General features: G+C 65.7%; 19 protein-coding genes. 16 read left to right on the forward strand and 3 right to left on the reverse strand.

The annotated features are described in order from the left end of the window. Positions 1-103: 103 nt before the first annotated feature. From BBTA_RS10910 to BBTA_RS10925, 4 genes are all read left to right on the forward strand, one after another. Entirely contained in the window at positions 104-1297 is a 1194-nt protein-coding gene (locus tag BBTA_RS10910; protein WP_041751372.1) for a PA0069 family radical SAM protein, read from the forward strand. A gap of 19 nt (positions 1298-1316) precedes the next feature. Beyond that, positions 1317-1766 (forward strand): VOC family protein, encoded by a 450-nt coding sequence (locus BBTA_RS10915; RefSeq protein WP_012042542.1) that lies wholly within the window; start codon positions 1317-1319, stop codon positions 1764-1766. 76 nt (positions 1767-1842) lie between these two features. Next, the gene (locus BBTA_RS10920) at positions 1843-2721 is read left to right on the forward strand and encodes a ribonuclease HII (RefSeq protein ID WP_012042543.1); all 879 of its coding nucleotides are present in this window, start codon (positions 1843-1845) and stop codon (positions 2719-2721) included. A gap of 192 nt (positions 2722-2913) precedes the next feature. Next, on the forward strand, positions 2914-4422 hold the full coding sequence (locus tag BBTA_RS10925; protein WP_012042544.1) for a glycosyltransferase family 39 protein: 1509 nt from the start codon (positions 2914-2916) through the stop codon (positions 4420-4422). A 94-nt stretch (positions 4423-4516) separates the two neighbouring features. Here the strand turns inward: BBTA_RS10925 and BBTA_RS10930 are convergent, their stop codons facing one another. Further along, positions 4517-5338, reverse strand: a complete 822-nt coding sequence (locus BBTA_RS10930; RefSeq protein ID WP_041750550.1) for a uracil-DNA glycosylase family protein — start codon at positions 5336-5338, stop codon at positions 4517-4519. Positions 5339-5643: 305 nt separating this feature from the next. On the opposite strand from BBTA_RS10930, the gene BBTA_RS10935 reads away from it, so the two are divergent. The 3 genes from BBTA_RS10935 (at position 5644) to BBTA_RS10945 (ending at position 10407) form a co-directional block, all read left to right on the forward strand. Further along, positions 5644-7302, forward strand: coding sequence for an electron transfer flavoprotein-ubiquinone oxidoreductase (locus tag BBTA_RS10935; RefSeq protein WP_012042546.1), 1659 nt, complete (start codon positions 5644-5646; stop codon positions 7300-7302). Between the two features lie 240 nt (positions 7303-7542). After that, a complete protein-coding gene (locus BBTA_RS10940) occupies positions 7543-9339 on the forward strand; it encodes a tetratricopeptide repeat protein (protein WP_085972597.1) in 1797 nt (598 codons plus the stop codon). Between the two features lie 162 nt (positions 9340-9501). Continuing rightward, positions 9502-10407, forward strand: coding sequence for a 4-(cytidine 5'-diphospho)-2-C-methyl-D-erythritol kinase (locus tag BBTA_RS10945; RefSeq protein WP_012042548.1), 906 nt, complete (start codon positions 9502-9504; stop codon positions 10405-10407). A 250-nt stretch (positions 10408-10657) separates the two neighbouring features. Here the strand turns inward: BBTA_RS10945 and BBTA_RS10950 are convergent, their stop codons facing one another. Further along, the gene (locus BBTA_RS10950; RefSeq protein ID WP_012042549.1) at positions 10658-11668 is read right to left on the reverse strand and encodes a polyprenyl synthetase family protein; all 1011 of its coding nucleotides are present in this window, start codon (positions 11666-11668) and stop codon (positions 10658-10660) included. A gap of 127 nt (positions 11669-11795) precedes the next feature. Between BBTA_RS10950 and BBTA_RS10955 the strand changes: the two genes are divergently transcribed. The 7 genes from BBTA_RS10955 (at position 11796) to glyS (ending at position 18157) form a co-directional block, all read left to right on the forward strand. Next, positions 11796-12023, forward strand: coding sequence for a DUF2007 domain-containing protein (locus BBTA_RS10955; protein ID WP_012042550.1), 228 nt, complete (start codon positions 11796-11798; stop codon positions 12021-12023). Then, a complete protein-coding gene (locus BBTA_RS10960; RefSeq protein ID WP_012042551.1) occupies positions 12016-12789 on the forward strand; it encodes a tRNA1(Val) (adenine(37)-N6)-methyltransferase in 774 nt (257 codons plus the stop codon). Before BBTA_RS10955 ends, BBTA_RS10960 begins: the two co-directional genes overlap by 8 nt. A 242-nt stretch (positions 12790-13031) precedes the next feature. After that, the gene (locus BBTA_RS10965) at positions 13032-13934 is read left to right on the forward strand and encodes a S49 family peptidase (RefSeq protein ID WP_041750551.1); all 903 of its coding nucleotides are present in this window, start codon (positions 13032-13034) and stop codon (positions 13932-13934) included. Between the two features lie 108 nt (positions 13935-14042). After that, positions 14043-14234, forward strand: a complete 192-nt coding sequence (locus BBTA_RS10970; protein WP_012042553.1) for a hypothetical protein — start codon at positions 14043-14045, stop codon at positions 14232-14234. Positions 14235-14365: 131 nt separating this feature from the next. After that, positions 14366-15313 carry a glycine--tRNA ligase subunit alpha gene (locus tag BBTA_RS10975; protein ID WP_012042554.1) on the forward strand — a complete coding sequence of 316 codons (948 nt, stop codon included), beginning with the start codon at positions 14366-14368 and terminating at the stop codon, positions 15311-15313. Between the two features lie 306 nt (positions 15314-15619). Next, the gene (locus BBTA_RS10980) at positions 15620-16048 is read left to right on the forward strand and encodes an endonuclease domain-containing protein (RefSeq protein ID WP_012042555.1); all 429 of its coding nucleotides are present in this window, start codon (positions 15620-15622) and stop codon (positions 16046-16048) included. Between the two features lie 3 nt (positions 16049-16051). Further along, positions 16052-18157: a glycine--tRNA ligase subunit beta gene (gene glyS / locus BBTA_RS10985; protein ID WP_012042556.1), complete on the forward strand. Its 2106-nt coding sequence runs from the start codon at positions 16052-16054 to the stop codon at positions 18155-18157. A gap of 725 nt (positions 18158-18882) precedes the next feature. On the opposite strand, the gene BBTA_RS10990 is transcribed toward glyS, so the two are convergent. Next, positions 18883-19230, reverse strand: coding sequence for a DUF1236 domain-containing protein (locus BBTA_RS10990; protein WP_012042557.1), 348 nt, complete (start codon positions 19228-19230; stop codon positions 18883-18885). 251 nt (positions 19231-19481) lie between these two features. Here BBTA_RS10990 and BBTA_RS38795 point away from each other — a divergent pair, with 251 nt between their 5' ends. Next, positions 19482-19637 (forward strand): DUF3096 domain-containing protein, encoded by a 156-nt coding sequence (locus BBTA_RS38795; RefSeq protein ID WP_012042558.1) that lies wholly within the window; start codon positions 19482-19484, stop codon positions 19635-19637. 111 nt (positions 19638-19748) lie between these two features. Next, a complete protein-coding gene (ppdK, locus tag BBTA_RS10995) occupies positions 19749-22712 on the forward strand; it encodes a pyruvate, phosphate dikinase (protein WP_012042559.1) in 2964 nt (987 codons plus the stop codon). The last annotated feature ends 568 nt before the right edge of the window (positions 22713-23280 follow it).

Consider the following 23280-nt stretch of genomic DNA (forward strand, 5'->3'; position numbering starts at 1 on the left):
GAACGGGAATGTGATGGCTGGCCTTGCGCCGCCTCAGACGTCCGCTGCGGGGATTGTTCTTTATTGTTCTTGTAATGTTCTTCTTATGTGCTATGTCTTGGCCATGAGCCGAGCATCTTCACATGCCCTCAAGCGCCCGCCGGTCCCGGTGCCCTCCGAGCCGGTGGGCGCGCCTTCCTCGGGTCTTGAAAAAAGCAGTCCCGAGAAGGACTTTCCCGAACTCGCGGTCGCCATCGAACGGGGCCGGCGCCGCGGCCGGGGAGCGCAATCCAATGCGAGCGGCCGCTATGAGGCGGAGGCCCGCGTTGTGTTCGACGACGGCTGGCAGAGCCTCGAGGACTTGCCGCCGTTCAAGACGACGGTCGCGACCGACACGTCGCGCAAGGTCATCACCCGCAACGACTCGCCGGACATCGGCTTCGACCGCTCGATCAATCCGTATCGGGGCTGTGAGCATGGCTGCGTCTATTGCTTCGCGCGGCCGACCCACGCCTTTCTCGGCCTCTCGCCGGGCCTCGACTTCGAATCCAAGCTGTTCGTCAAGCCGGATGCGCCCGCCCTGCTGGAGAAGGAACTGGCGGCCAGCGGCTATGAGCCGCGGATGATCGCGATCGGCACCAACACCGATCCCTATCAGCCGATCGAGCGCGAGCGGAAGATCATGCGCGGCATCCTCGAGGTGCTGGAAAAGGTTGGCCATCCCGTCGGGATCGTGACCAAGTCGGCGCTGGTGATGCGTGATGCCGACATCCTGGCGCGGATGGCCAAGAAGAACCTGGCGAAGGTTGCGATCTCCGTGACCACGCTGGATCCGAAGCTGGCGCGCACCATGGAGCCGCGGGCCTCGACACCCTCGAAGCGGCTGGAGGCGCTGCAGGCGCTGTCGAAGGCGGGCATCCCGACGACCGTGATGGTGGCGCCGGTGATTCCGGCGCTCAACGACAGCGAGATCGAGCGCATCCTCGATGCCGCCGCCCATGCCGGTGTCAAGGAAGCCGCTTATGTGCTGCTGCGGCTGCCGCTGGAGGTGCGCGACCTGTTCCGCGAATGGCTGCTCGAGCATTATCCGGATCGCTACCGCCACGTCTTCACCTTGATTCGCGACATGCGCGGTGGCCGCGACTACGACTCGCAATGGGGCACGCGGATGAAGGGGACCGGACCGATGGCCTGGATGATCGGCCGCCGCTTCGAGATCGCCTGCGAGAAGCTCGGCCTGAACAAGCGCCGTACCAAGCTGACCACCGATCATTTCGTGCGGCCGAAGGGCGGCGGCCAGCAGCTGAGCCTGTTCTGAGGCGGACGGAGGTCGCGCCATGAGTGCACAATCCGTCGTCCCGCGCTTCACCGTCATCACGCTCGGCGTGGCCGAGATGCGGCGGAGCATCGCCTTCTACGCGTCGCTTGGGTTCGCCAGGAAATTCCAAGCGACGGGCGAGGCGGTGGCTTTCTTCGACACCGGGGGAACGGTGCTGGCCCTGTACCCCTGGGATGCGCTCGCGCACGATGCGGGCGTGCCGGATGCGCCGCGGCCACAGGCGTTTCGCGGCGTCACGCTGGCCTGGAACTGCCGCTCGGAGGCCGAGGTCGATGCGGCGCTTGCGTCGGCGGTGGAAAAGGGCACGAACTTGCTGAAGTCGGGGCAGCAGACCGATTATGGCGGTTACAGCGGCTATTTCGCCGATCCGGACGGTCACGTCTGGGAGGTGGTGACGGCGCCGGGGATCGATGTCGGCGAGGATGACCGGGTGCATCTGCCGGCCTAGCCGGTCCGCGGACAGGGTGCGAATAGCGGGGAATTGAGCCGCGTTCGGGTTGCGTCGCCGCGGGCCGTTCCGCACCATGCCGGCCATGATTCGAGACCAAGCTAAAACGCCGGGCAGGGCGAAATCGGCCGCTGCTGCAAAGGCCAGCCCGGCTGCGAAAGGCGGCGGCAATGAGGCCGCCCAAAGCGCTGCAGGCAAGGCCGCTGCCAAGCCCGCCGCAAAGCCCGCCACCAGCAAGTCCGGCAAGGGCGTCATCGCCGTGGCGCCGCCGAGCTTCCGGCGCGAGCGCGCGCTGTTGAAGCAGGGCATCTGGCCGGTGGCCGGGTGTGACGAGGCCGGCCGTGGTCCGCTGGCCGGCCCCGTGGTTGCGGCCGCGGTGATTCTTGATCCCAACCGCATCCCGAAGGGCCTCGACGATTCGAAGCGGCTGAGCGCCGAGCAGCGCGAGGCGCTGTTCGACAAGATCTGCAAGACATCGGCGTTCGCGGTCGCCTTCGCCTCGCCGGCGCGAATCGATCGCGACAACATCCTGCGCGCGTCGCTCTGGGCGCTGTCACGCGCGGTGAGGGCGCTGCCCGAGGCACCCAAGCACGTGTTCGTCGATGGCCGCGACCGAATCGACGTCGACTGCCATTGCGAGGCGGTGATCGGCGGGGATGGGCTGGTGATGTCGATCGCGGCGGCCTCGATCGTCGCCAAGGTCACGCGCGACCGGCTGATGTGCGCCTTGGCGCAGGATTGCCCGGGCTACGGCTTCGAGCAGCACAAGGGCTATGGCGTGCCCGAGCATCTCGCCGCGCTGGATCGGTTGGGGCCCTCGGTACATCACCGCAGCCTGTTTGCGCCTGTAGTGGCGGCGCGGCGCAAGCATCAGCCCTGGGCCGACGTGCCGGAGCCCGATCTCTTCGCGGACGTGACGGTGGTGACATCCAGCGAAATCGCGCTTGGCGCCTGATGCCGGTTGCCTCGACGGCGCCGCGGTCTTAATAGTTTTGCCAGCCAACCAGCACGAAGTGTCACTCCTCGCAGCGGGGGCGGTGTTGTGCGCCTCGATCATGCGGTATCGATTGCGGGCGTCGGACAACGCGGCTGCGGATGAGGGACGGTCCTGCCGGCCTCCTCGACGTCCCAAGCGATCCAGCCGTTCATGCGTTTCACGTCACTGGTTGTCGAACTGATCCGCGCGCGGCCTCGGCTGGTCGTCGTCATCGTGGTGCTGTGTCACGCCCTTCTCTGGCTGGGCATCGCGCTGCTGTTCTACCGCAGCCCTCCCGGCCAGCTCGCGATGTCGATTGCCTTCGGACGGGAGTACCAGGTCGGCACCGATCTCGGGCCGCCGCTGCCGTTCTGGCTCGCGGATATCGCCTATCGCTTCGCCGGCAATCATCTGTTCGGCGTGTATGTGCTGGCCGCGCTGTGCTCGGCCGTGACCTTCTGGGTGATCTATCTGCTCGCCCGTGCCATCGTCGGCGGCCAGCAGGCGGTGCTTGCGGTGCTTTTGACGATGACCGTCACGGCATTCGGGGCGCCGACACTTGAATTCGGGCCGGACGTGCTCGCGCGCCCGCTGTGGGCGCTGCTGCTGCTGCATAGCTGGCGGATTCTCGGCCAGGGCCAGCGCAACGCCTGGTTTGCATGGTCGATCGAGGCGGGTCTGCTGCTGCTCACCACGCCCGCCGCCGCCGGCCTGCTGCTGCTGCTCGCGGTCTTCACGGTGTCGACCGCCGAGGGCCGGCAGGTGCTGCGATCGTTCGATCCGCTGTTCGCGCTGCTGGTCGTGCTGGCGCTGGCGCTGCCTTACCTCATCTTCGTGTTGCGTTCCGACAGCGTGGGGCTTCCGGCCCTGCCGGTGCTGGCGGAGCTCTCGGCGCGCGCCTGGCATTGGCTCGCTTTGGCCGGCGGATTGCTGCTGGCGATCTCCGCCGTGCTGCTCCTCGTGGTGCTCGACGCCGGCTGGTTCGCCCGCGGTGAAGCCGATTCTCCGATCATCTACCGCCGGTCGGTGCCGGCGCTGGCCCGCGACTTCGCCTATTGCTTCGCGATCGCACCTGCCTTGGTCGGCAGCCTGATCTCGGCCCTGTTCGGCCTTCCCACCGTGTTGGGCGGGACCGCCGTCGCCCTGACCATGGTCGGCCTCGCCATGGTGGTCGCCTCGGGCGATCTGATCTATCTGCGGCGCCAGCGGCTGCTGCGCAGCGTGTGGGCCGCAGCCGTGGCCGCGCCCGCAATCCTGGTCGCCGGCAGCGCGGTGATCGTCCCGTTGCTCGGCGATGGCGAGGTCGCGACCGCGATGCCCGCGCGCGACATCTCCCGCTTCTTCGTCGAGAGCTTCGAGCGCCGCACCAATCAGAAGCTGCAGGCCGTGGCCGGCGATCCGCAGCTTGCCAGCCTGATTGCGCTCGGCCGCCGCCGCGCGCATCTGTTCCTGGACGCCACGCCGCAGCGGACGCCGTGGATCAGCCCAGCCAGGTTTGCCGAAACCGGAGGCGTCGTGGTGTGGCGTGCCTCCGACACGGTCGGCACGCCGCCGCCGGAGCTTGCCCAGCGCTTTCCAGGCCTGGTGCCGGAGGTGCCGCGCAGCTTCGACTGGCTGATCAACGGTCGCCAGCCGCTGCTGCGGATCGGCTGGGCGATCGTGCGGCCGAAGGCGCCGTAGCCTTTCCGCCAGCGACGTCCGGCGAGCGGACCGTAATGCTCTCCGCGTCATTGCTTCGTCGCTTCGCTCCTCGCAATGACGGCGAAGACGGTCGTCAGACCGCCATCACCTTCGCGATCGCGCGCAGGTCCTGCCAGGACAGCCGCTTGTAGGACGGCGAGCGCAACAGATAGGCCGGGTGGAAGGTCGCGATGGCGCGGATGGTGCGCTTGCCGGTGTCGTAGTCACGCCATTTGCCGCGGCTGCGCATGATGCCCTCGGTCGTACCGAGGATCGCCTGGGTCGACGGGTTGCCGAGCGTCACCAGCACGTCGGGATCGACCAGCTCGATCTGGCGGCGGATGAAGGGCAGGCAGATCTGCGTCTCCTGCGGCGTCGGCGTGCGGTTGCCGGGCGGCCGCCATGGAATGACATTGGCGATGTAGACCTTGCTGCGGTCGAGCCCGATCGCGCCGATCATGCGGTCGAGCAGCTTGCCGGAGCGGCCGACGAACGGCAGCCCCTCGATGTCCTCGTCACGGCCCGGCGCCTCGCCGACGAGCATGATGCGCGCCTGCGGATTGCCGTCGGCGAACACCAGCCGCGTCGCGGTTTGCTTCAGCGCGCAGCCATCGAAATTCTCCAGCAGTTCGCGCAGCGCCTCCAGGGTCGGCGCCGTCAGCGCCGCCTCGCGGGCAGAGGCAATGGCGGCCTCCGGCGGGGGCGGCGGTTCGCCGCGTGGCGGAATAATCGCCGGTGCCGGCAACCGGCCGGCTGGCGACGCTGCCGCCGGACGAGCCACGGCTGCGGCAGGCGCCGGCGCCGCCTCGGGCTCGACCAGGCGATTGATCGGCTCGTCGGCCAGCGCGCAGTCGACGCCCGTCTCCAGATAGAAGGCGAGCAGTTGCCGGACGTCGGGGAGGGGCTCGGGGATCATCATGATGGTCTGTTGCAACAGTCTACGCCGCCTTGGCGCATGGCGGAATGCATTTACGTGGTTGTCCTGCCCCGAAAAATCGGAAACAAGAGCTTGGAATAACCCAAAAAAGGGACGGAACGCCCTAGTGTTCCGGCGCCAGCCTCCGCTCCCCTTCAGGATCACCTCCAGCGGACGGCCAACGCCTTCGGAACCCTAGTTAAGTCATTGTTGCTATTGCAGCTCTCCGGGTTTGACCTTTGCTTGCGCCAGGGGGCTGCAAAGGCCACATCCACTGCACCAGCCGGGCCTGAGATCGAAAAGACATGAGCACCGAAGAATTACCCGAGCGCGAATCCATGGAGTTTGACGTCGTCATCGTTGGCGCCGGCCCCTCGGGCCTGACCGCCGCGATCCGGCTGAAACAGCTCAATGCCGACCTCACCATCGTGGTCGTCGAGAAGGGCTCCGAGGTCGGCGCGCACATTCTGTCGGGGGCCGTGATCGATCCGCTCGCGCTGGACAAGCTGATCCCGGACTGGCGGTCGGACGACGATTGCCCGCTGAAGACCCCGGTCAAGGACGACAAGTTCTTCTGGATGACCAAGAGCGGCGCGATCAAGCTGCCGGGCTTTGCGATGCCGCCATTCATGGACAATCACCATTGCTACATCGGCTCGCTCGGCAATGTCTGTCGCTGGCTGTCGCGCAAGGCCGAGGCGCTCGGCGTCGAGATCTATCCGGGCTTCGCGGCAACCGAGGTGCTGTATGACGAGCAGGGCGCGGTGCGCGGCATCGCCACCGGCGACATGGGTATTGCCAAGGACGGCAAGCCGAAGGCCTCGTTCACGCGCGGCATGGAGCTGCTCGGCAAGTACACGCTGTTCGCGGAAGGCGCGCGCGGCAGCCTGTCCAAGCAGCTGATCGCGAAATTCGCCCTCGATGCCAAGAGCGAGCCGCCGAAATTCGGCATCGGCCTGAAGGAAGTCTGGCAGATCGATCCCGCCAAGCACCAGAAGGGACTGATCCAGCACTCGTTCGGCTGGCCGCTCGACATGAAGACCGGCGGCGGCTCGTTCCTCTATCACTACGACGACAATCTGGTCGCGGTCGGCTTCGTCGTGCATCTGAACTACGACGATCCCTATCTGTCGCCGTTCGAGGAATTCCAGCGCTTCAAGACGCATCCCTCGATCCGCGGCGTGTTCGAAGGCGGCAAGCGCCTGGCCTATGGCGCGCGTGCCATCACCGAGGGCGGCTATCAATCGGTGCCGCGGCTGTCGTTCGCCGGCGGCGTGCTGATCGGCTGCGCGGCAGGCTTCGTCAACGTGCCGCGCATCAAGGGTGTGCACAATGCGATGGGCAGCGCCATGCTGGCGGCCGAGCATGTCAATGCGGCGCTCGCGGCCGGCCGCGCCAATGACGAACTGGTCGACTACGAGAACGCCTGGCGCTCATCGCCGGTCGGCGAGGACCTGTTCAAGGTCCGCAACGTCAAGCCGCTGTGGTCGAAATTCGGCACCGTGCTCGGCGTCATCCTCGGCGGCTTCGACATGTGGTGCAACACGCTCGGCTTCTCGCTGTTCGGTACGCAGTCGCATGCCAAGCCGGATCGCGCGACGCTCGATCCCGCCAAGGCGCACCAGCCGAAGCCAGTGATGAAGCCGGACGGCAAGCTGACCTTCGACCGGCTGTCGTCGGTATTCCTGTCCAATACGAATCACGAGGAAGACCAGCCGGTGCATCTGAAGGTCGCCGACATGGCGCTGCAGAAGAGCTCCGAGCACGACGTCTATGCCGGCCCGTCCAACCGCTATTGCCCGGCGGGCGTCTATGAGTGGGTCGAGGACGGTGCCAGCCCGCGCTTCGTCATCAACGCGCAGAACTGCGTCCACTGCAAGACCTGCGACGTCAAGGATCCCAATGGCAACATCACCTGGGTTCCTCCGGAAGGCGGCGGGGGGCCGAACTACGAAGCCATGTAGCGCAATTCACGCACGATTGCGTGAGGCGGTCGTCCCTGCGGGGGCGACCGGCCACGATACGGCCATACTGCCGCGGTTTGACGCAGGTCACCTTCGTCAAAGGGGCTCGCGGCTGACCCGAATATCCTGCAAATCCTTGCGGTTGGCCGCCAAACGCGGCATTGTCGGCGCCTTGAAGAGCGGCCGACCGGGTTCGCGTCCGATACGACCATTCCTTTCCAACAACCAGAGCGCACCGTGATGTTATCCATTCGCAATCGCTGGACCGCAATTGCCGTTGCCGCCGTGCTGCTTCCGGGCGCCGTTCTGGCCCAGACGCCAGATCACCCGTCGGATAACAGCGCGAAGTTTCCCACCGGCGTCGATCTGAAGTCGCTCACCACCTCCGGCAGCTATCTGGCGGCCCGCCATGCCAGCGTCGAGCGCGATGCCGCTTCCGCCGCCGCGTTCTACCGTTCCGCGCTGCGCAGCGACCCCAAGAACAACGAGCTGCTCGATCGCGCCTTCATCTCCTCGGTTGCCGATGGCGACATCGAAGAAGCGGTCAAGCTGGCCGAGCGCATCCTCACCGTCGACAAGTCGAACCGCATCGCGCGTCTCGTCGTCGGCGTGCAGGATATCAAGCAGAAGAAATACGCGGCCGCGCAGACCAACATCAATCAGTCGGTGCGTGGACCGATCACCGATCTCGTCGCGACCCTGCTGTCGGCCTGGGCCGCGGCCGGCGCGGGTGACGCCAAGACCGCGGTCGCCAATATCGACAAGCTGACCGGTCCGGAATGGTATCCGCTGTTCAAGGATCTGCATGCCGGCATGATCCTGGAGCTGGCCGGCAAGGAGAAGGAGGCCGGCACGCGCTTCGAGCGCGCCTACAAGCTCGACGATTCGATGCTGCGGATCACCGAGGCCTATGCGCGTTGGCTGTCGCGCAACAAGGATGCCGCATCCGCCACCGCGATCTATGAGGCGTTCGACAAGAAGCTCGCCCGTCATCCGCTGGTGCAGGAGGGGCTGCGCGACACCAAGGCGGGCAAGAAGCTGCCGCCGCTGGTCGATTCGGCGCAGGCCGGCGCCGCCGAGGCGCTGTACGGCATCGGCGCGACCTTGAGCCGTCGCGGCGGTGAGGATCTCGCGCTGGTCTATCTGCAGCTCGCGCTGCACCTGCAGCCCAGCCATCCGCTGGCGCTGCTGTCGCTCGCCGATCTCTACGAGACGGTGAAGAAGCCGCAGATGGCGATCAAGGTCTATGAGCGGGTGCCGGCGAGCTCGCCGCTGAAGCGCAACGCGCAGATCCAGCTCGCCACCGATCTCGACAGTGCCGACCGCAGCGATGAGGCGATCAAGATCCTCAAGGACGTGATCGCGCAGGATCCGAAGGATCTCGAGGCGATCATGGCGCTCGGCAATATCGAGCGCGGCCGCAAGAAGTTCGCCGATTGCGCCAAGACCTATTCGCTCGGCGTCGACTCGCTGCCGGCAAACAACGACAAGGCCAACAGCGTCTATTACTACTATCGCGGCATCTGCCTGGAGCGCTCCAAGCAGTGGCCCAAGGCCGAGGCCGACATGCGCAAGGCGCTCGAGCTGCAGCCCGACCAGCCGCATGTGCTGAATTATCTCGGCTATTCCTGGATCGACCAGGGCGTCAATCTCGACGAAGGCATGAAGATGATCAAGCGCGCCGTCGAGCAGCGCCCCGACGATGGCTACATCGTCGACTCGCTCGGCTGGGCCTATTACCGCATCGGCAATTACGAAGAGGCGGTGAAGCATCTCGAGCGCGCGATCGATTTGAAGCCCGAGGATCCGACCATCAACGACCATCTCGGCGATGCCTATTGGCGCGTCGGCCGCAAGCTGGAAGCGAAATTCCAGTGGGCCCATGCCCGCGATCTGAAGCCGGAGGCCGAGGAGCTGCCGAAGATCGAGGCCAAGATCCAGAATGGTCTGACCGACGATCCGGCGCCTGCGGCAGCGAGCGCGGACACCAAGGACGCGCCGTCCGACGCCAAGAAGGACGACGGCAAGGGCGGTTAGTTCGTCCGATCATGGTTTGAGCGCGATTGCGGGCTCCTCGGTTTGCCGGGGAGCCCGGATGGTTTTGATGGAGCATGTGGCGGTGCCGGCCACGCTCGTTTCGGCCGCGGGCCGACAGCGACACCGGACCCCGCCACCGAGGATGTTGGGGGCATTGCGCCGATGTTGGCGTCCACGGTCACCGGCGCGCCGCTGCAGGAGCAGGGCCGTGCCAAGGTCAATCTGACATTGCGGGTCGTCGGCCGTCGCGTCGACGGCTATCACGATCTCGAAAGCGTCGTCGCCTTCGCCGATTGCGCGGATCAGCTCACCCTGGTCCCTGGGCCGGAGCTGACGCTGACCACCACCGGGCCTCTTGCCGCGGCCTGCGGTGAGACCTCCGACAATCTGGTGCTGAAGGCGGCGCGCCTGCTGGCCGAGTCCGTTCCCGGCCTGAAGCTCGGCGCATTCGAATTGGAGAAGGTGCTGCCCGTCGCGGCCGGCATCGGCGGCGGCTCGGCGGATGCGGCCGCCGCGCTGCGGCTGCTCGCCAGACTGAATGGCCTCTCGCTTGATGATCCGCGTCTGCAGGCGGTGGCGCTGAAGACCGGGGCCGACGTGCCGGTCTGCGTGCCCTCGCGGGCCTGCACCATGACCGGCGTCGGCGAGAATCTGCAGCCGCTCGCGCTGCCTGTCCTGCCCTGCGTGATGATCAATCCGCGCGTGCCGGTGGCGACCAAGGACGTGTTCCAGGCGCTCGGTCTCAAGCCGGGTGATCTCCTGGTTGGCGTGACCGACGTTCTCACCGCGCCGTCCTGGCCAACGGCTGGGGCGTCCATCGGCGATTGGGTCTCCGCGCTCGACCAGGTCAAGAACGATCTCGAGCCCCCGGCGCTCAAAGTGCAACCGATCATCGGCACCGTGCTCGACGCGCTGCGCGCAAGCCACGGCGTGCTGCTGGCCCGGATGTCCGGCTCCGGTGCGACCTGCTTTGCGATCTATGGCAGCGAGGCCGATGCAAAGGCCGCGGGCGCACAAATCAGCGCTGATCACCCGGAGTGGTGGGTGCACGCGGGCACTCTGAGTTAGCTTGCGCAGCCGTCATTGCGAGCGAAGCAATCAAGAATCTTTGTCGCGACCCTGGATCGCTTCGTCGCTTCGCTCCCCGCGATGACGGTGCGTGGAGCTACGGTGCTCGTCAATCAGCCCAGCCGTCGCCCGGCTTGACCGGGCGATCGAATATTCCAGAGGCTGTCGTGTCGATCGAGACAGGGCGGCGTAGTGGAGACCGCGCCTGCGCGTGGCATGACACCCGCGATGGAGGCGGCAGGCGAACGAACTAATGCGACCTCGCCAGACAGAACGCGACGACCTGCTCGAGTGCGGTCTTCATCGGCGAGGCCGGGAACAGCGCCAGCGCGTCGACGGCCATGGCGCCGTAATGATGGGCGCGGCTGATCGTGTCCTCCAGCGCGCGGTGCTTGTTCATCAGGCCGATGGCGTGGTCGAGATCGGAATCACTGATCTCGCCGCGCTCCAGCGATTTGATCCAGAAGGCACGCTCACTGTCGCTGCCACGGCGGAAGGCGAGCACCACCGGGAGCGTGATCTTGCCTTCGCGGAAATCGTCGCCGACATTCTTGCCGAGCTTGGCGGCCTTGCCGCCATAATCGAGCACGTCATCGACGAGCTGGAACGCAATGCCGAGATTCATGCCGAACGAGCGCGACGCGGTCTGCTCGGCCTTGGGACGATCGGCGAGCACCGGGCCGACCTCGCAGGCGGCGGCGAACAGCTCGGCGGTCTTGCCGCGGATCACGGCCAGATATTCATCCTCGGTGGTCGCGGTGTTCTTGGCGGCGGCGAGCTGCATCACCTCGCCCTCGGCGATCGTGGCCGCCGCAGCCGACAGGATGTCGAGCGCGCGCAGCGAACCGACTTCGACCATCATGCGGAACGCTTGGCCGAGCAGGAAGTCGCCGACCAGCACGCTGGCCTCGTTGCCCCAGAGCATGCGTGCGGACAATTTGCCGCGGCGCATTTCGCTCTCGTCAACCACGTCGTCATGCAGGAGCGTCGCGGTGTGCATGAATTCGACCGCCGCGGCGAGCTTGACATGGCCGTCGCCGGCATAGCCGGTGAGATGCGCCATCGCGAGCGTCAGCATCGGCCGCAGCCGTTTGCCGCCCGAGGAGATCAGGTGGTTGGCGACCTCGGGAATCATCGTCACGTCCGAACCGGTGCGTGACAGGATCGTGGCGTTGACCCGTTCCATGTCGGCCGCGACCAGGCCGACCAGCCCATCGATGGAAGCGCCCGATGGACTCTCGAAAGGTACGATAACCGCCACGCTGGTCTCCAATTTTGCTATTCTGTGTCCGACAATAGAAACTGCGGCCGCAGGCGGCAAGGGCGGACACGGAACCTTGACCCAACCCCACCCAGCCGTGACCGAATCCTGCACGGAGACATAACGGTTGAAGGAATTGGTTCGGACCAACGATATCGTGCTGGTTTCGGCTGTTGGCGCGCTGCTCGACGGCGCTGATATCCACCATCTCGTGCTCGACCAGAACATGAGCATCATCGAGGGCTCGCTCGGCATTCTGCCGCGACGGATCCTGGTTCACGAGGACGACAATCTGCAGGCCCGCCGGCTTCTCACCGACGCAGGGCTCGGGCATGAACTCCGTCCCGATGAGTGACGCGGCCGCGATTTCCGAAGATGCCGTGCTTGGCGGCCGATTGCGGTTGAGGCAGCCGACCTCGGGTCATCGCGCCGGTCATGACGCCATCCTGCTGGCCGCGGCAACCGCCGCGCGTCCCGGCCATCGCGTCGTCGATCTCGGTGCGGGCGTCGGAACCGCCGGGCTGGCGCTGGCATGCCGCATCGGTGGTGTCGCCCTGACGCTGGTCGAACGCGAGCCTGAGCTGGCGCGCCTGGCACAGCACAATGCACGCGCCAATCAATTGCCTGCTGATGTGGTCACGCTGGACGTCGGCGCGGACGCTGCGGCCTTTGCCGCAGCTGGGCTCGGCCCCGACAGTGTCGACGTCGTGCTGATGAATCCGCCGTTTCACGACGCCGCGCGTCACCGCGCCTCGCCGGACGTTGCGCGGGCGACAGCGCATATGGCGACGGCAACGACATTGGAGGTCTGGACCCATGCCGCGCGCCGGATGCTCAAATCCGGTGGCGTGCTGACCTTGATCTGGCGGGCCGATGGTCTCGGTGAGGTGCTGGCGGCGCTGGCGCGCGGCTTCGGCAGCTTCGGGGTGCAGCCGGTGCACGGGCAGGCCGGGAGGCCGGCAATCCGTATCCTGGTCAGGGCCGTTAAAGGAGGGCGGGCACCCCTCCAGATCTGGCCGGGGGTGATGCTCAATGAGGCAGCAGGTGTGCCTCATGTAGATGCTGTGCGTGTGCTGGAGGGGCAGGGGGCGCTGGCCTTGGCTGGCCTTGGGGCCCCCTGAACGGTTGATCGAGGTCGCGCGTTATTGCGTCTGCGCTTCGGATGGGCGTTCAGTTACCGTCGTGAAACGGATCGCAGTCAAGAGAGTACCGATCAGCAGCATCAACAGGTAGACCTTCATGCATTCCTCCGCCGCACTCTGCAACTTGGCTCGCCGTGCAATTGCCCAGGGAATTGCAAGGCTCGTTCCAGCCCATTGAATGGCAGTGCCGCGATAAAAAGTGGTTAATCCGAGGTAACAGAATGGTGGACAATTTGACACAAGCCGGCGCTGCAGAGGGGCCTTTGGATCGGTTGAAGGCGCTGCTTCCGGCGCGGCTGCGCGGCGCACCGGTCGTGCCCGTTGTCCGCCTCTCCGGCGTGATCGGCGCGGTGACTCCGCTGCGTCCCGGGCTGACGCTGGCGGGGGTCGCCAAGATGCTGGAGCGCGCGTTCGCGATGCGCAACGCCAAGGCGGTGGCGCTGGTGATCAATTCGCCCGGCGGCTCGCCGGTGCAGTCGCGCCAGATCTATCTGCGGATCCGGCAGCTCGCGGCCGAGAAGAAGCTGCCGGTGCTCGTCTTCGTCGAGGATGTCGCCGCGTCCGGCGGCTATATGATCGCTTGCGCGGGCGACGAGATCTTCTGCGATCCCTCGTCGATCCTCGGCTCGATCGGCGTGGTCAGCGGCTCGTTCGGATTGCAGGACCTGATCAACAAGATCGGCATCGAACGTCGGCTGTATACGGCCGGCGAGCACAAGGCGATGCTCGATCCGTTCCTGCCCGAAAATCCCGACGCCGTGGCGCGGCTGAAGAAGATCCAGCGTGAGATCCACGCGCTGTTCATTTCGCTGGTGAAGGAGAGCCGCAACGGCCGGCTGAAAAGCGCCGACGACGTGCTATTCACCGGCGAGTACTGGGCCGGCGATACGGCGGTGACGCTCGGTCTTGCCGACGGCATCGGCGATCTCCGCGCCGTGTTGCGTGCCCGGTTCGGCGACAAGGTGGCGATGCCCGTGGTGGCGCCGGCCGCCGGATTGTTGTCCGGGCTGCTCGGACGCCGGTCGCCGGGGGCCGGCAGCCTGGCCTTCGGCTGGGCCGGATTCGCCGAGGAACTGATCTCGGCCGCCGAAACCAGGGCGATCTGGGCCAGATTCGGGTTCTAGGCCGTCGTCCCGCGCTGTTTTGCCCCCCGCGATCCGGATTGCAGCGGGAACCGGGATCGGCGAGAATACGAATCGGGGGTGGCACTCATGATGGACAAGGATCGACCAATGCCGCCGTTCGTTGCATTCGCAGGTATGGTGGGCGGGCTTGCCGTGGTTCGCTGGGCCTACAAGACCGCGCAGAAGATCAACCGCGAGCTCGAAGAAGCGCGGCTGTCGCGCGTCGCCGAGGCGGCCCAGACCGCCGAGATCAAGACCCTGCGCCGCGATCCGGTCACGGGCGCCTATCGGCCCGGCTGACCTCACGACCTGAGCCCGACTGGCGGCACGCTGGCCGCCCGGCCGCGATTCCTATTGCCTTGATTCCTGGTGGCCTCGCCGATACGGTCCGCGCGCTTTTCCGACCCCCGCGCGAAAGACCGATACCGACGATGGATTCGCTGCCTCAGCACATGCGCCCGGAACGTTCGTTCCAGGGCTTCATCCTGGCCCTGCAACGGTTCTGGGCCGAGCAGGGCTGCGTGATCCTGCAGCCCTATGACATGGAGATGGGCGCCGGCACCTTCCATCCGGCAACGACCCTGCGCGCGCTCGGCCCGAAGCCGTGGAATGCCGCCTATGTGCAGCCGTCGCGGCGGCCGAAGGACGGCCGCTACGGCGAGAATCCGAACCGGATGCAGCACTACTACCAGTTTCAGGTGATCATGAAGCCGTCGCCGCCGAACCTTCAGGAATTGTACCTGAAGTCGCTCGGCGCAATCGGCATCGACGCCGCCGTTCACGACATCCGTTTCGTCGAGGACGATTGGGAGAGCCCGACTTTGGGCGCCTGGGGGCTGGGCTGGGAATGCTGGTGCGACGGCATGGAGGTGTCGCAGTTCACCTATTTCCAGCAGGTCGCGGGCTTCGAATGCGCGCCGGTTGCGGGTGAGCTGACGTATGGGCTCGAGCGTCTGGCGATGTATGTCCAGGGCGTCGACCGCGTCTATGACCTCAACTTCAACGGCCGCGACGGCGACGCCAAGGTCACCTATGGCGACGTCTTCCTGCAGGCCGAGCAGGAATATTCACGGCACAATTTCGAGCATGCCGACACTGAGATGCTGTTCGAGCAGTTCAAGATGGCCGAGGGCGCCTGCCGCAAATATCTCGCCGCCGGCTGGCAAGACAATTCAAAGCTGGGCAACCGCAAAGAACATCTGATGGCGCTGCCGGCCTACGACCAATGCATCAAGGCCAGTCACGTCTTCAACCTGCTCGACGCGCGCGGCGTCATCTCCGTCACCGAGCGCCAGAGCTACATCCTGCGCGTCCGCGAACTCGCCAAGGCCTGCGGCGAGGCGTGGCTGCATACGGAAGCGGGCGGGGCTGGCGCGTGATCCTGGAAGCGCAGAGGCTGACTCTTCACCCTCCCCTGGAGGGGGAGGGTCGGCACGCAATCGAGCGAAGCGAGATGCGTGCCGGGGTGGGGTGATCTCTCGGCTGGAACACTGTTGATCATGGATAGACTGTCACCCCACCCCGATTGCTCATGCGAATGCATGAGCAATCGACCCTCCCCCTCCAGGGGAGGGTGGCCCTGCGCTCGTGGGTGGACGTGATATGTTCACCCTCTGGAGGGGGAGGGGCGCTCGCCTTGGATACGAGAGCATCGCTGGGCAAGCGGGGTGGGGTGAACGTGCCAGATGGGCAAACGGCCGATCAGCGATTTCAAACGCCGAACCGCGAAGAAGCTTCGCGAAAACACCACCGGCGCTGAAGACATCCTATGGCGCCACCTGCGGCGCTTCGAGATCGAAGGGACCCACTTCAGACGACAAGTCGTCATCGGTCCCTATGTTGCTGATTTTGCCTGCCTGGCCCGGCGCCTCATCATCGAGGTTGACGGGGCGCAGCATGGAGAGGATGCGAACATCCAGCGCGACGAAACCCGCACGCGTTGGCTCAACTCGGAAGGCTATCGCGTTTTGCGATTTTGGAACAACGACGTTATGACCAGGACTGAGGCGGTGCTCGAAGCCATTCACGCGGAGATCGCGGTCACCTCACCCCGCCTGCCAAACGCAGGCGACCTTCCCCCTGGGGATGGTGGTTCTTCGTGCAGAGAGACTTGAGACATGCCCGATCTTCTCCTCGAACTGTTCTCCGAAGAAATCCCCGCGCGCATGCAGGCCAAGGCGGCTGAGGATCTGCGCCGCATGGTCACCGACAAGCTGGTCGCCGAGGGCCTCGTCTATGAGGGCGCCAAGGCGTTTGCGACGCCGCGGCGGCTGGCGCTGACCGTGCACGGCATTCCGGCGCGGCAGGCCGACCTGAAGGAGGAGCGCAAGGGCCCGCGCGTCGGTGGCCCCGATGCTGCGATCCAGGGCTTCCTGAAGGCGACCGGCCTGTCCTCGCTCGAGGAGGCGACGATCCAGCGCGATCCGAAGAAGGGCGATTTCTACGTCGCGCTGATCGAGAAGCCGGGCCGCGCCACGCTCGACGTGCTCGCCGAGATGCTGCCGGTCATCGTGCGCACCTTCCCCTGGCCGAAATCGATGCGCTGGGGCAAGCGCTCGGAAAAGCCCGGCGCGCTGAACTGGGTCCGGCCGCTGCATGCGATCACCGCGACTTTCGGCCTGGAGACCGAGGAGCCCGACGTGGTGAGCTTCTCGGTCGACGGCATCGAGGCGGGGCAGACCACCTATGGCCACCGCTTCATGGCACCGGCTGCGATCTCGGTGCGCCGCTTCGAGGACTATGAGGCCAAGCTGCTCGACGCCAAGGTCGTGCTCGACCCGCAGCGCCGCAAGGACACCATCGTCACCGACGCCAAGCAGCTCGCGTTTGCGCAAGGCTATGAGCTGGTCGAGGACCCCGTGCTGCTCGACGAGGTCTCAGGCCTCGTCGAATGGCCTGTCGTGCTGATGGGCTCGTTCGATCCGGAGTACCTGAAGGTTCCGGCTGAGGTGATCCGCGCCACCATCCGCAACAACCAGAAATGCTTCGTGGTGCGCGACCCCAAGACCGGCGGCCTCGCGCCAAAATTCATCCTGACCGCCAACATCGAGGCGACCGACGGCGGCAAGACCATCATCGCCGGCAATGAGCGCGTCATCCGCGCCCGGCTGTCGGACGCGAAGTTCTTCTATGAGACCGACCTGAAGACGAGGCTCGAGGATCGGCTGCCGAAGTTCGAGCAGATCGTATTCCACGAGAAGCTCGGGACGCAGGCCGCGCGCATCGCTCGCATCGAGAAGCTCGCCGCCGAGATCGCGCCGCTGGTCGGCGCCGATGCGGCGAAGACTGCGCGCGCCGCCAAGCTCGCCAAGGCCGACCTGCTCACCGAGGTCGTCGGTGAGTTCCCGGAAGTGCAGGGCCTGATGGGCAAGTACTACGCGCTGGCCCAGGGCGAGGACGTGTCTGTCGCGGCTGCGTGCGAGGAGCACTACAAGCCGCAGGGGCCGGGCGATCGCGTGCCGACCGATCCGGTATCGGTGGCTGTCGCGCTCGCCGACAAGCTCGATACGCTTGTCGGCTTCTGGGCGATCGATGAGAAGCCGACGGGATCGAAGGATCCGTATGCGCTGCGCCGCGCGGCTCTGGGCGTGATCAGGCTCATCACCGAGAATTCTCTGCGGCTGTCGCTTTTGCAGGTGGCGGGCTCGGCCTTGGCCGGACTGCACGTCAAGAGTGAGCTGGACGCCGGGAAGCTCAGCGCCGATCTGCTCTCCTTCTTCGCCGACCGCCTCAAGGTCCAGCTCCGTGAGCAGGGCGCGCGGCATGATCTCGTCGACGCGGTGTTCGCGCTCGGCGGCCAGGATGATCTGCTGATGGTCGTGCGCCGCGTCGAGGCGCTCGGCAAATTCCTCGAGACCGACGACGGCAAGAACCTGCTTGCCGGCACCAAGCGCGCCTCCAACATCCTCGCCATCGAGGAGAAGAAGGACAAGCGCAAGTTCGACGGCGCGCCCGATGCGGCGCTCTACAGGCTCGACGAGGAGAAGGCGCTGGCCAAGGCCATCGGCGAGGTCGGCTCCGAGGCAGGCACTGCCGTCGCCAAGGAGGACTTTGCCGCGGCGATGCACGCGATGGCCAAGCTGCGTCCGGCGGTCGACGCGTTCTTCGACAAGGTCAAGGTCAACGACGACGACGCGGCGATCCGCGAGAACCGGCTCAAACTGCTGAATGAGATCCGAAACGCCACGCGCGCGGTGGCCGACTTCTCCAAGATCGAGGGCTGAGTTTGCAGGCCGTCGCGGGGCGGGCCTGACAGGACAGACTGTCTGCGCAGCCCCTGGATCGCGTCGCTGACGCTCGCAATGACGGTCGTGGTCACTCACCGCTGTCAGGCCCGCGCAGGCGGCATCCGGACGCGGCGGCCTCTCGGTTGATCATGGCCCTCTCAGACATACTGGATCGTCCGGTCAAGCCGGGCGATGACGGCTGTGGGTTACGCGACCAAGCTTGCCACAGGCGTCATTGCGAGGCGCGCTTGCGCCGAAGCAATCCAGGGGCCGCGAACAGAGACTGTCCACGTGGCCCCTGGATCGCGTCGCTGACGCTCGCGACGACGACGGAGAAGGCTACAACCTCCAATGTCACCCTCGCGCAGGCGGCATCCGGACGCGGCGGCCTCTCGGTGGATCATGGCCGTCTCGAGATACTGGATCGCCCGGTCAAGCCGGGCGATGACGGCTGTGGGTTACGCGACCAAGCTTGCCACAGGCGTCATTGCGAGGCGCGCTTGCACCGAAGCAATCCAGGGGCCGCGAACAGAGACTGTCCACGTGGCCCCTGGATCGCGTCGCTGACGCTCGCGATGACGAGGGGGAAGGCTACAGCCTCCGCTGTCATGCCGGCGCAGATGACGGCGAAAAAAGTAAGCCCCGCCCGGCGGGGGGGACCGGGCAGGGCCTTTACATCTGGCCGCTTGCGGGGGCGTTGGCGACCAAATGCAGCTCGATAACTATTCAACCACCTGAATGATCCGTCGCGACCGCGGTTCGACCAGAACAGTTTCGCCGTTCACCACCGTGTAGCGATAAGGTGTCGTACCGAAGCGCTGCGGCACGTCGTAATATGTAACACCGGACTCCGGGAGAACGGTCCCAACAACCACGCGATCGGGGATCACATAGTTGGGAACACGCTCCCGCACGACATATTCGCGGAATTCCGGGCGCCGCTCGACGGTGATGAGCGGCGCGTCCTCTTCGACGACGACGCCGCGACCCACGGTATAGGACTGCGCCCCGGCCGCCACGGGGATCACGAGTGCGGCCACCAGGCCTGCAAGGGTGAGATGGGTTCGCATGAACGGAGCTCCTCGCTGTTGATCCGCTGACATTCAAGGCCGGCACATCCGGCACCTGCCTCCCAATGCCACCGGCTGCGCATCGTTCCGAGCTGGCGCGACCGAGGCCGAAGGCATTTTCGCGGCAGTTCCAGACGGCGGGGAACCGGAACCGCTACTGTTGCGTCTCCTATTCCGCCACGATGAGCCGGGATAAAGTCCGGCCCACTCGAATCGCTCACCTCCTCTTTCCATCAATTCAGAGTTCGCCGATGACCCTGACCGTTGCTCATATCTCGCCGATCATGTCCGTGATCGCCGGCGTGCTCATCCTGATCATGCCGCGGCTGTTGAACCTGATCGTCGCGATCTTCCTCATCCTGAACGGCCTGATCGGCATGGGCCTTCTGAAGTGGCTCCATTTCTAGTCTTCCGGCCCGTCTAGTCCCAAGGTCGGGAACCTCTGTGCTTGCGCCGCAGCGCCCAAAGTGGTGTAAGGCGCGCGATTTCTCCTCCCCATTTGCGGATCGAACCATCTCATGGCCAAAGCGGTAGCGAAGTCTAAGAAAGTTGCAGCGAAATCAAAGCCTTCCAAGCCGGGCAAGGCGAAGGCCGCTCCGCTCGCTCCGCCGCGCAAGGCGCTTAAGACGGCGCCGAAGCCGGCCGCCAAGGCCCCGGCCAAGGTGGCTGCGAAGGCGGCGCCCAAAGCGCCGGTGAAAACCGCTCCGAAGAAGCCGGCCAAAACGGTCGCCAAGCCGGTTGGCAAGCCTGCCAAAGCCTCGGCTGCGAAGCCCGCGGCCAAGAGCGCGGCGACCGCGATCAAGCCGAACAAGTGGGTCTATACCTTCGGTGACGGCAAGGCCGAGGGCAAAGCCGGCCTGCGCGACCTGCTCGGTGGCAAGGGCGCCAATCTCGCCGAGATGGCCAATCTCGGCCTGCCGGTGCCTCCGGGCTTCACGATTCCGACCTCGGTCTGCACCTACTTCTACGCCAACGACAAGACCTATCCGAAGGAGCTGCAGGCGCAGGTCGACAAGGCGCTCGATTATATCGGCAAGCTCACCGACAAGACGTTCGGCGATCCGGAAAACCCGCTGCTGGTCTCGGTGCGCTCCGGCGCCCGCGCCTCGATGCCGGGCATGATGGACACCGTGCTCAACCTCGGCCTCAACGACCAGACGGTGGAGGCGCTGGCGTCGCTGTCCGGCGACCGCCGCTTCGCCTTCGACAGCTACCGCCGCTTCATCACGATGTATTCCGATGTCGTGCTCGGCTTCGAGCACCATCATTTCGAGGACATCCTCGACAGCTTCAAGGACAGCCAGGGCTATCAGCTCGACACCGATCTCTCGTCCGAGGATTGGGAGATGCTGGTCGGCAAGTACAAGGAAGCGGTCGCCACTGAGACCGGCAAGGAGTTCCCGCAGGATCCGCATGACCAGCTGTGGGGCGCGATCGGCGCGGTGTTCTCATCCTGGATGAACGCGCGCGCGGTAACTTATCGCAAGCTGCACGACATTCCGGAGTCGTGGGGTACGGCCGTCAACGTCCAGGCGATGGTGTTCGGCAACATGGGTGACACCTCGGCCACCGGCGTCGCCTTCACCCGCAATCCCTCGACGGGTGAGAGCAAGCTGTATGGCGAGTTCCTGATCAATGCCCAGGGCGAGGACGTCGTCGCCGGCATCCGCACCCCGCAGGACATCACCGAGGACGCGCGCATCGAGTCCGGCTCCGACCGGGCTTCGATGGAAGTCGCGATGCCCGAGGCGTTCAAGGAGCTGACCCGCATCTACACGCTGCTCGAAAAGCACTACCGTGACATGCAGGACATGGAGTTCACGGTCGAGCGCGGCAAGCTGTGGATGCTGCAGACCCGCAGCGGCAAGCGCACCGCCAAGGCGGCGTTGCGCATCGCCGTCGAGCTCGCCAATGAAGGCCTGATCTCGGAGAACGACGCCGTGCTGCGCGTCGATCCGGCCTCGCTCGATCAGCTGCTGCATCCGACCATCGATCCCGCTGCCAAGCGCGACGTGGTCGCGACCGGCCTGCCGGCCTCGCCGGGCGCAGCCTCGGGCGAGATCGTGTTCTCCTCGGACGAGGCGACCAAGCTGCAGGCCGATGGCCGCAAGGTCATCCTGGTCCGCATCGAGACCTCACCGGAAGACATCCACGGCATGCACGCCGCGGAAGGCATCCTCACCACGCGCGGCGGCATGACCTCGCATGCAGCGGTGGTCGCGCGCGGCATGGGCAAGCCCTGTGTCTCCGGCTGCGGCACCATCCGCGTCGACTACGGCCGAGGCACAATGAGCATCGGCGGGCGCACCTTCAAGACCGGCGACGTCATCACCATCGACGGCTCGGTCGGCCAGGTGCTGGCGGGACGCATGCCGATGATCGAGCCGGAGCTGTCTGGCGAGTTCGGTACGCTGATGGGCTGGGCGGATGCCGTGCGCGAGACCGGCGTGCGCGTCAATGCAGACACCCCGGAGGATGCGCGCACCGCGATCAAGTTCGGCGCCGAGGGCATCGGCCTGTGCCGCACCGAGCACATGTTCTTCGAGGAGACGCGCATCCGCACGGTGCGCGAGATGATCCTCTCCGAGGAGGAGCAGGAGCGCCGCGCTGCGCTCGCCAAGCTGTTGCCGATGCAGCGCGCCGACTTCGTCGAACTGTTCGAGATCATGAAGGGCCTGCCTGTCACGATCCGCCTGCTCGATCCGCCGCTGCACGAGTTCCTGCCGCACACCCAGGCCGAGGTGGAGGAGGTCGCGCGCGCGATGAACACCGATCCGCGCCGGCTTGCGGACCGCGCCCGCGAACTGTCGGAGTTCAATCCGATGCTCGGTTTCCGCGGCTGCCGTCTTGCGATCGCCTATCCGGAGATCGCCGAGATGCAGGCACGCGCGATCTTCGAGGCGGCCGTCGAGGCGGAGAAACGCACCGGCGAGGCTGTCGGCCTCGAAGTGATGGTGCCGCTGATCGCCACCAAAGCCGAGTTCGATCTGGTCAAGGCGCGCATCGACGCGATGGCGCAGGCCGTCATCCGCGAGACCGGCGCCAAGCTGGAGTATCAGGTCGGCACCATGATCGAGCTGCCGCGCGCAGCCCTGATGGCGGGCCAGATCGCGGAGGCCGCCGAGTTCTTCTCGTTCGGCACCAACGATCTGACGCAGACCACCTACGGCATCAGCCGCGACGACGCCGGCAGCTTCCTCGGCGCCTATGTCGCGAAGGGCATCCTGGAGATCGATCCCTTCATCTCGATCGATCGCGACGGCGTCGGCGAACTGGTCAAGATCGGCGTCGAGCGCGGCCGCGCCACGCGGCCCAACCTCAAGGTCGGCATCTGCGGCGAGCATGGCGGCGATCCGGCCTCGGTCGCGTTCTGCCACAAGATCGGCATGAACTACGTGTCGTGCTCGCCCTATCGTGTGCCGATCGCGCGCCTCGCCGCCGCGCAGTCTGCGCTCGGCAAGGAGATCGCCAGCCAAGCCTGAGCTTGCTGCAATCGAACTGATCTGATGAAGGCCGGCAGATGTTGCCGGCCTTTGTCGTTTGAGGACCTGAGCTTGCCGATGCGGCGCGCGTGAGTGGATCGAGGCGAGTGGCTCGCCCCCACTGCCGTCATTCCGGGGCATTCGCGCGCAAGATGGCACAGCCATTATGAAGCAATGCGCATGAGTCCGGAATCCATAACCACGAACGGTCATTGTTGCGAAGACGAGCGCCGCGCACATCTCGCGTCTCATAGCGGCCTGTGGCTATGGATTCCGGGCTCGCGCCGCGCGCGTCCCGGAATGGCGAGGAGCGAGCCTGCTAGGATCGCAGCTCGATATCTGAGATACCGCCGGCGGGAACCTCCGCTTCATATGCGGTTGATTTTCATTCACCGCTTTCGTTGACCGAATGTTCACTGCTCTTGTCGGTGCGCCATTTACCACGCGCATCGATCGCATCACGCTGTGCGACTTCGCCGCTTGCATGTTTCGATCCTGCAACGCGGGTTAACTCCTCAGCAACCTAAACCCGATACGAAGATGACAGATCGAATTGCACGGAAGCACT

Source organism: Bradyrhizobium sp. BTAi1 (genome assembly GCF_000015165.1).
GTDB lineage: Bacteria > Pseudomonadota > Alphaproteobacteria > Rhizobiales > Xanthobacteraceae > Bradyrhizobium > Bradyrhizobium denitrificans.

Excerpts from the sequence above, each read along its gene's own strand:
- BBTA_RS10925 (WP_012042544.1), top strand. The coding sequence starts at position 2,914 with ATGCGTTTCACGTCACTGGTTGTCGAACTGATCCGCGCGCGGCCTCGG.
- BBTA_RS10990 (WP_012042557.1), bottom strand. The coding sequence starts at position 19,230 with ATGCGAACCCATCTCACCCTTGCAGGCCTGGTGGCCGCACTCGTGATC.
- BBTA_RS10915 (WP_012042542.1), top strand. The coding sequence starts at position 1,317 with ATGAGTGCACAATCCGTCGTCCCGCGCTTCACCGTCATCACGCTCGGC.
- ppdK (WP_012042559.1), top strand. The coding sequence starts at position 19,749 with ATGGCCAAAGCGGTAGCGAAGTCTAAGAAAGTTGCAGCGAAATCAAAG.
- BBTA_RS10960 (WP_012042551.1), top strand. The coding sequence starts at position 12,016 with ATGAGTGACGCGGCCGCGATTTCCGAAGATGCCGTGCTTGGCGGCCGA.
- BBTA_RS10930 (WP_041750550.1), bottom strand. The coding sequence starts at position 5,338 with ATGATCCCCGAGCCCCTCCCCGACGTCCGGCAACTGCTCGCCTTCTAT.
- BBTA_RS10910 (WP_041751372.1), top strand. The coding sequence starts at position 104 with ATGAGCCGAGCATCTTCACATGCCCTCAAGCGCCCGCCGGTCCCGGTG.
- BBTA_RS10975 (WP_012042554.1), top strand. The coding sequence starts at position 14,366 with ATGGATTCGCTGCCTCAGCACATGCGCCCGGAACGTTCGTTCCAGGGC.
- glyS (WP_012042556.1), top strand. The coding sequence starts at position 16,052 with ATGCCCGATCTTCTCCTCGAACTGTTCTCCGAAGAAATCCCCGCGCGC.
- BBTA_RS10970 (WP_012042553.1), top strand. The coding sequence starts at position 14,043 with ATGCCGCCGTTCGTTGCATTCGCAGGTATGGTGGGCGGGCTTGCCGTG.
- BBTA_RS10935 (WP_012042546.1), top strand. The coding sequence starts at position 5,644 with ATGAGCACCGAAGAATTACCCGAGCGCGAATCCATGGAGTTTGACGTC.
- BBTA_RS10980 (WP_012042555.1), top strand. The coding sequence starts at position 15,620 with ATGGGCAAACGGCCGATCAGCGATTTCAAACGCCGAACCGCGAAGAAG.
- BBTA_RS10920 (WP_012042543.1), top strand. The coding sequence starts at position 1,843 with ATGCCGGCCATGATTCGAGACCAAGCTAAAACGCCGGGCAGGGCGAAA.
- BBTA_RS10965 (WP_041750551.1), top strand. The coding sequence starts at position 13,032 with ATGGTGGACAATTTGACACAAGCCGGCGCTGCAGAGGGGCCTTTGGAT.
- BBTA_RS38795 (WP_012042558.1), top strand. The coding sequence starts at position 19,482 with ATGACCCTGACCGTTGCTCATATCTCGCCGATCATGTCCGTGATCGCC.
- BBTA_RS10940 (WP_085972597.1), top strand. The coding sequence starts at position 7,543 with ATGTTATCCATTCGCAATCGCTGGACCGCAATTGCCGTTGCCGCCGTG.
- BBTA_RS10945 (WP_012042548.1), top strand. The coding sequence starts at position 9,502 with ATGTTGGCGTCCACGGTCACCGGCGCGCCGCTGCAGGAGCAGGGCCGT.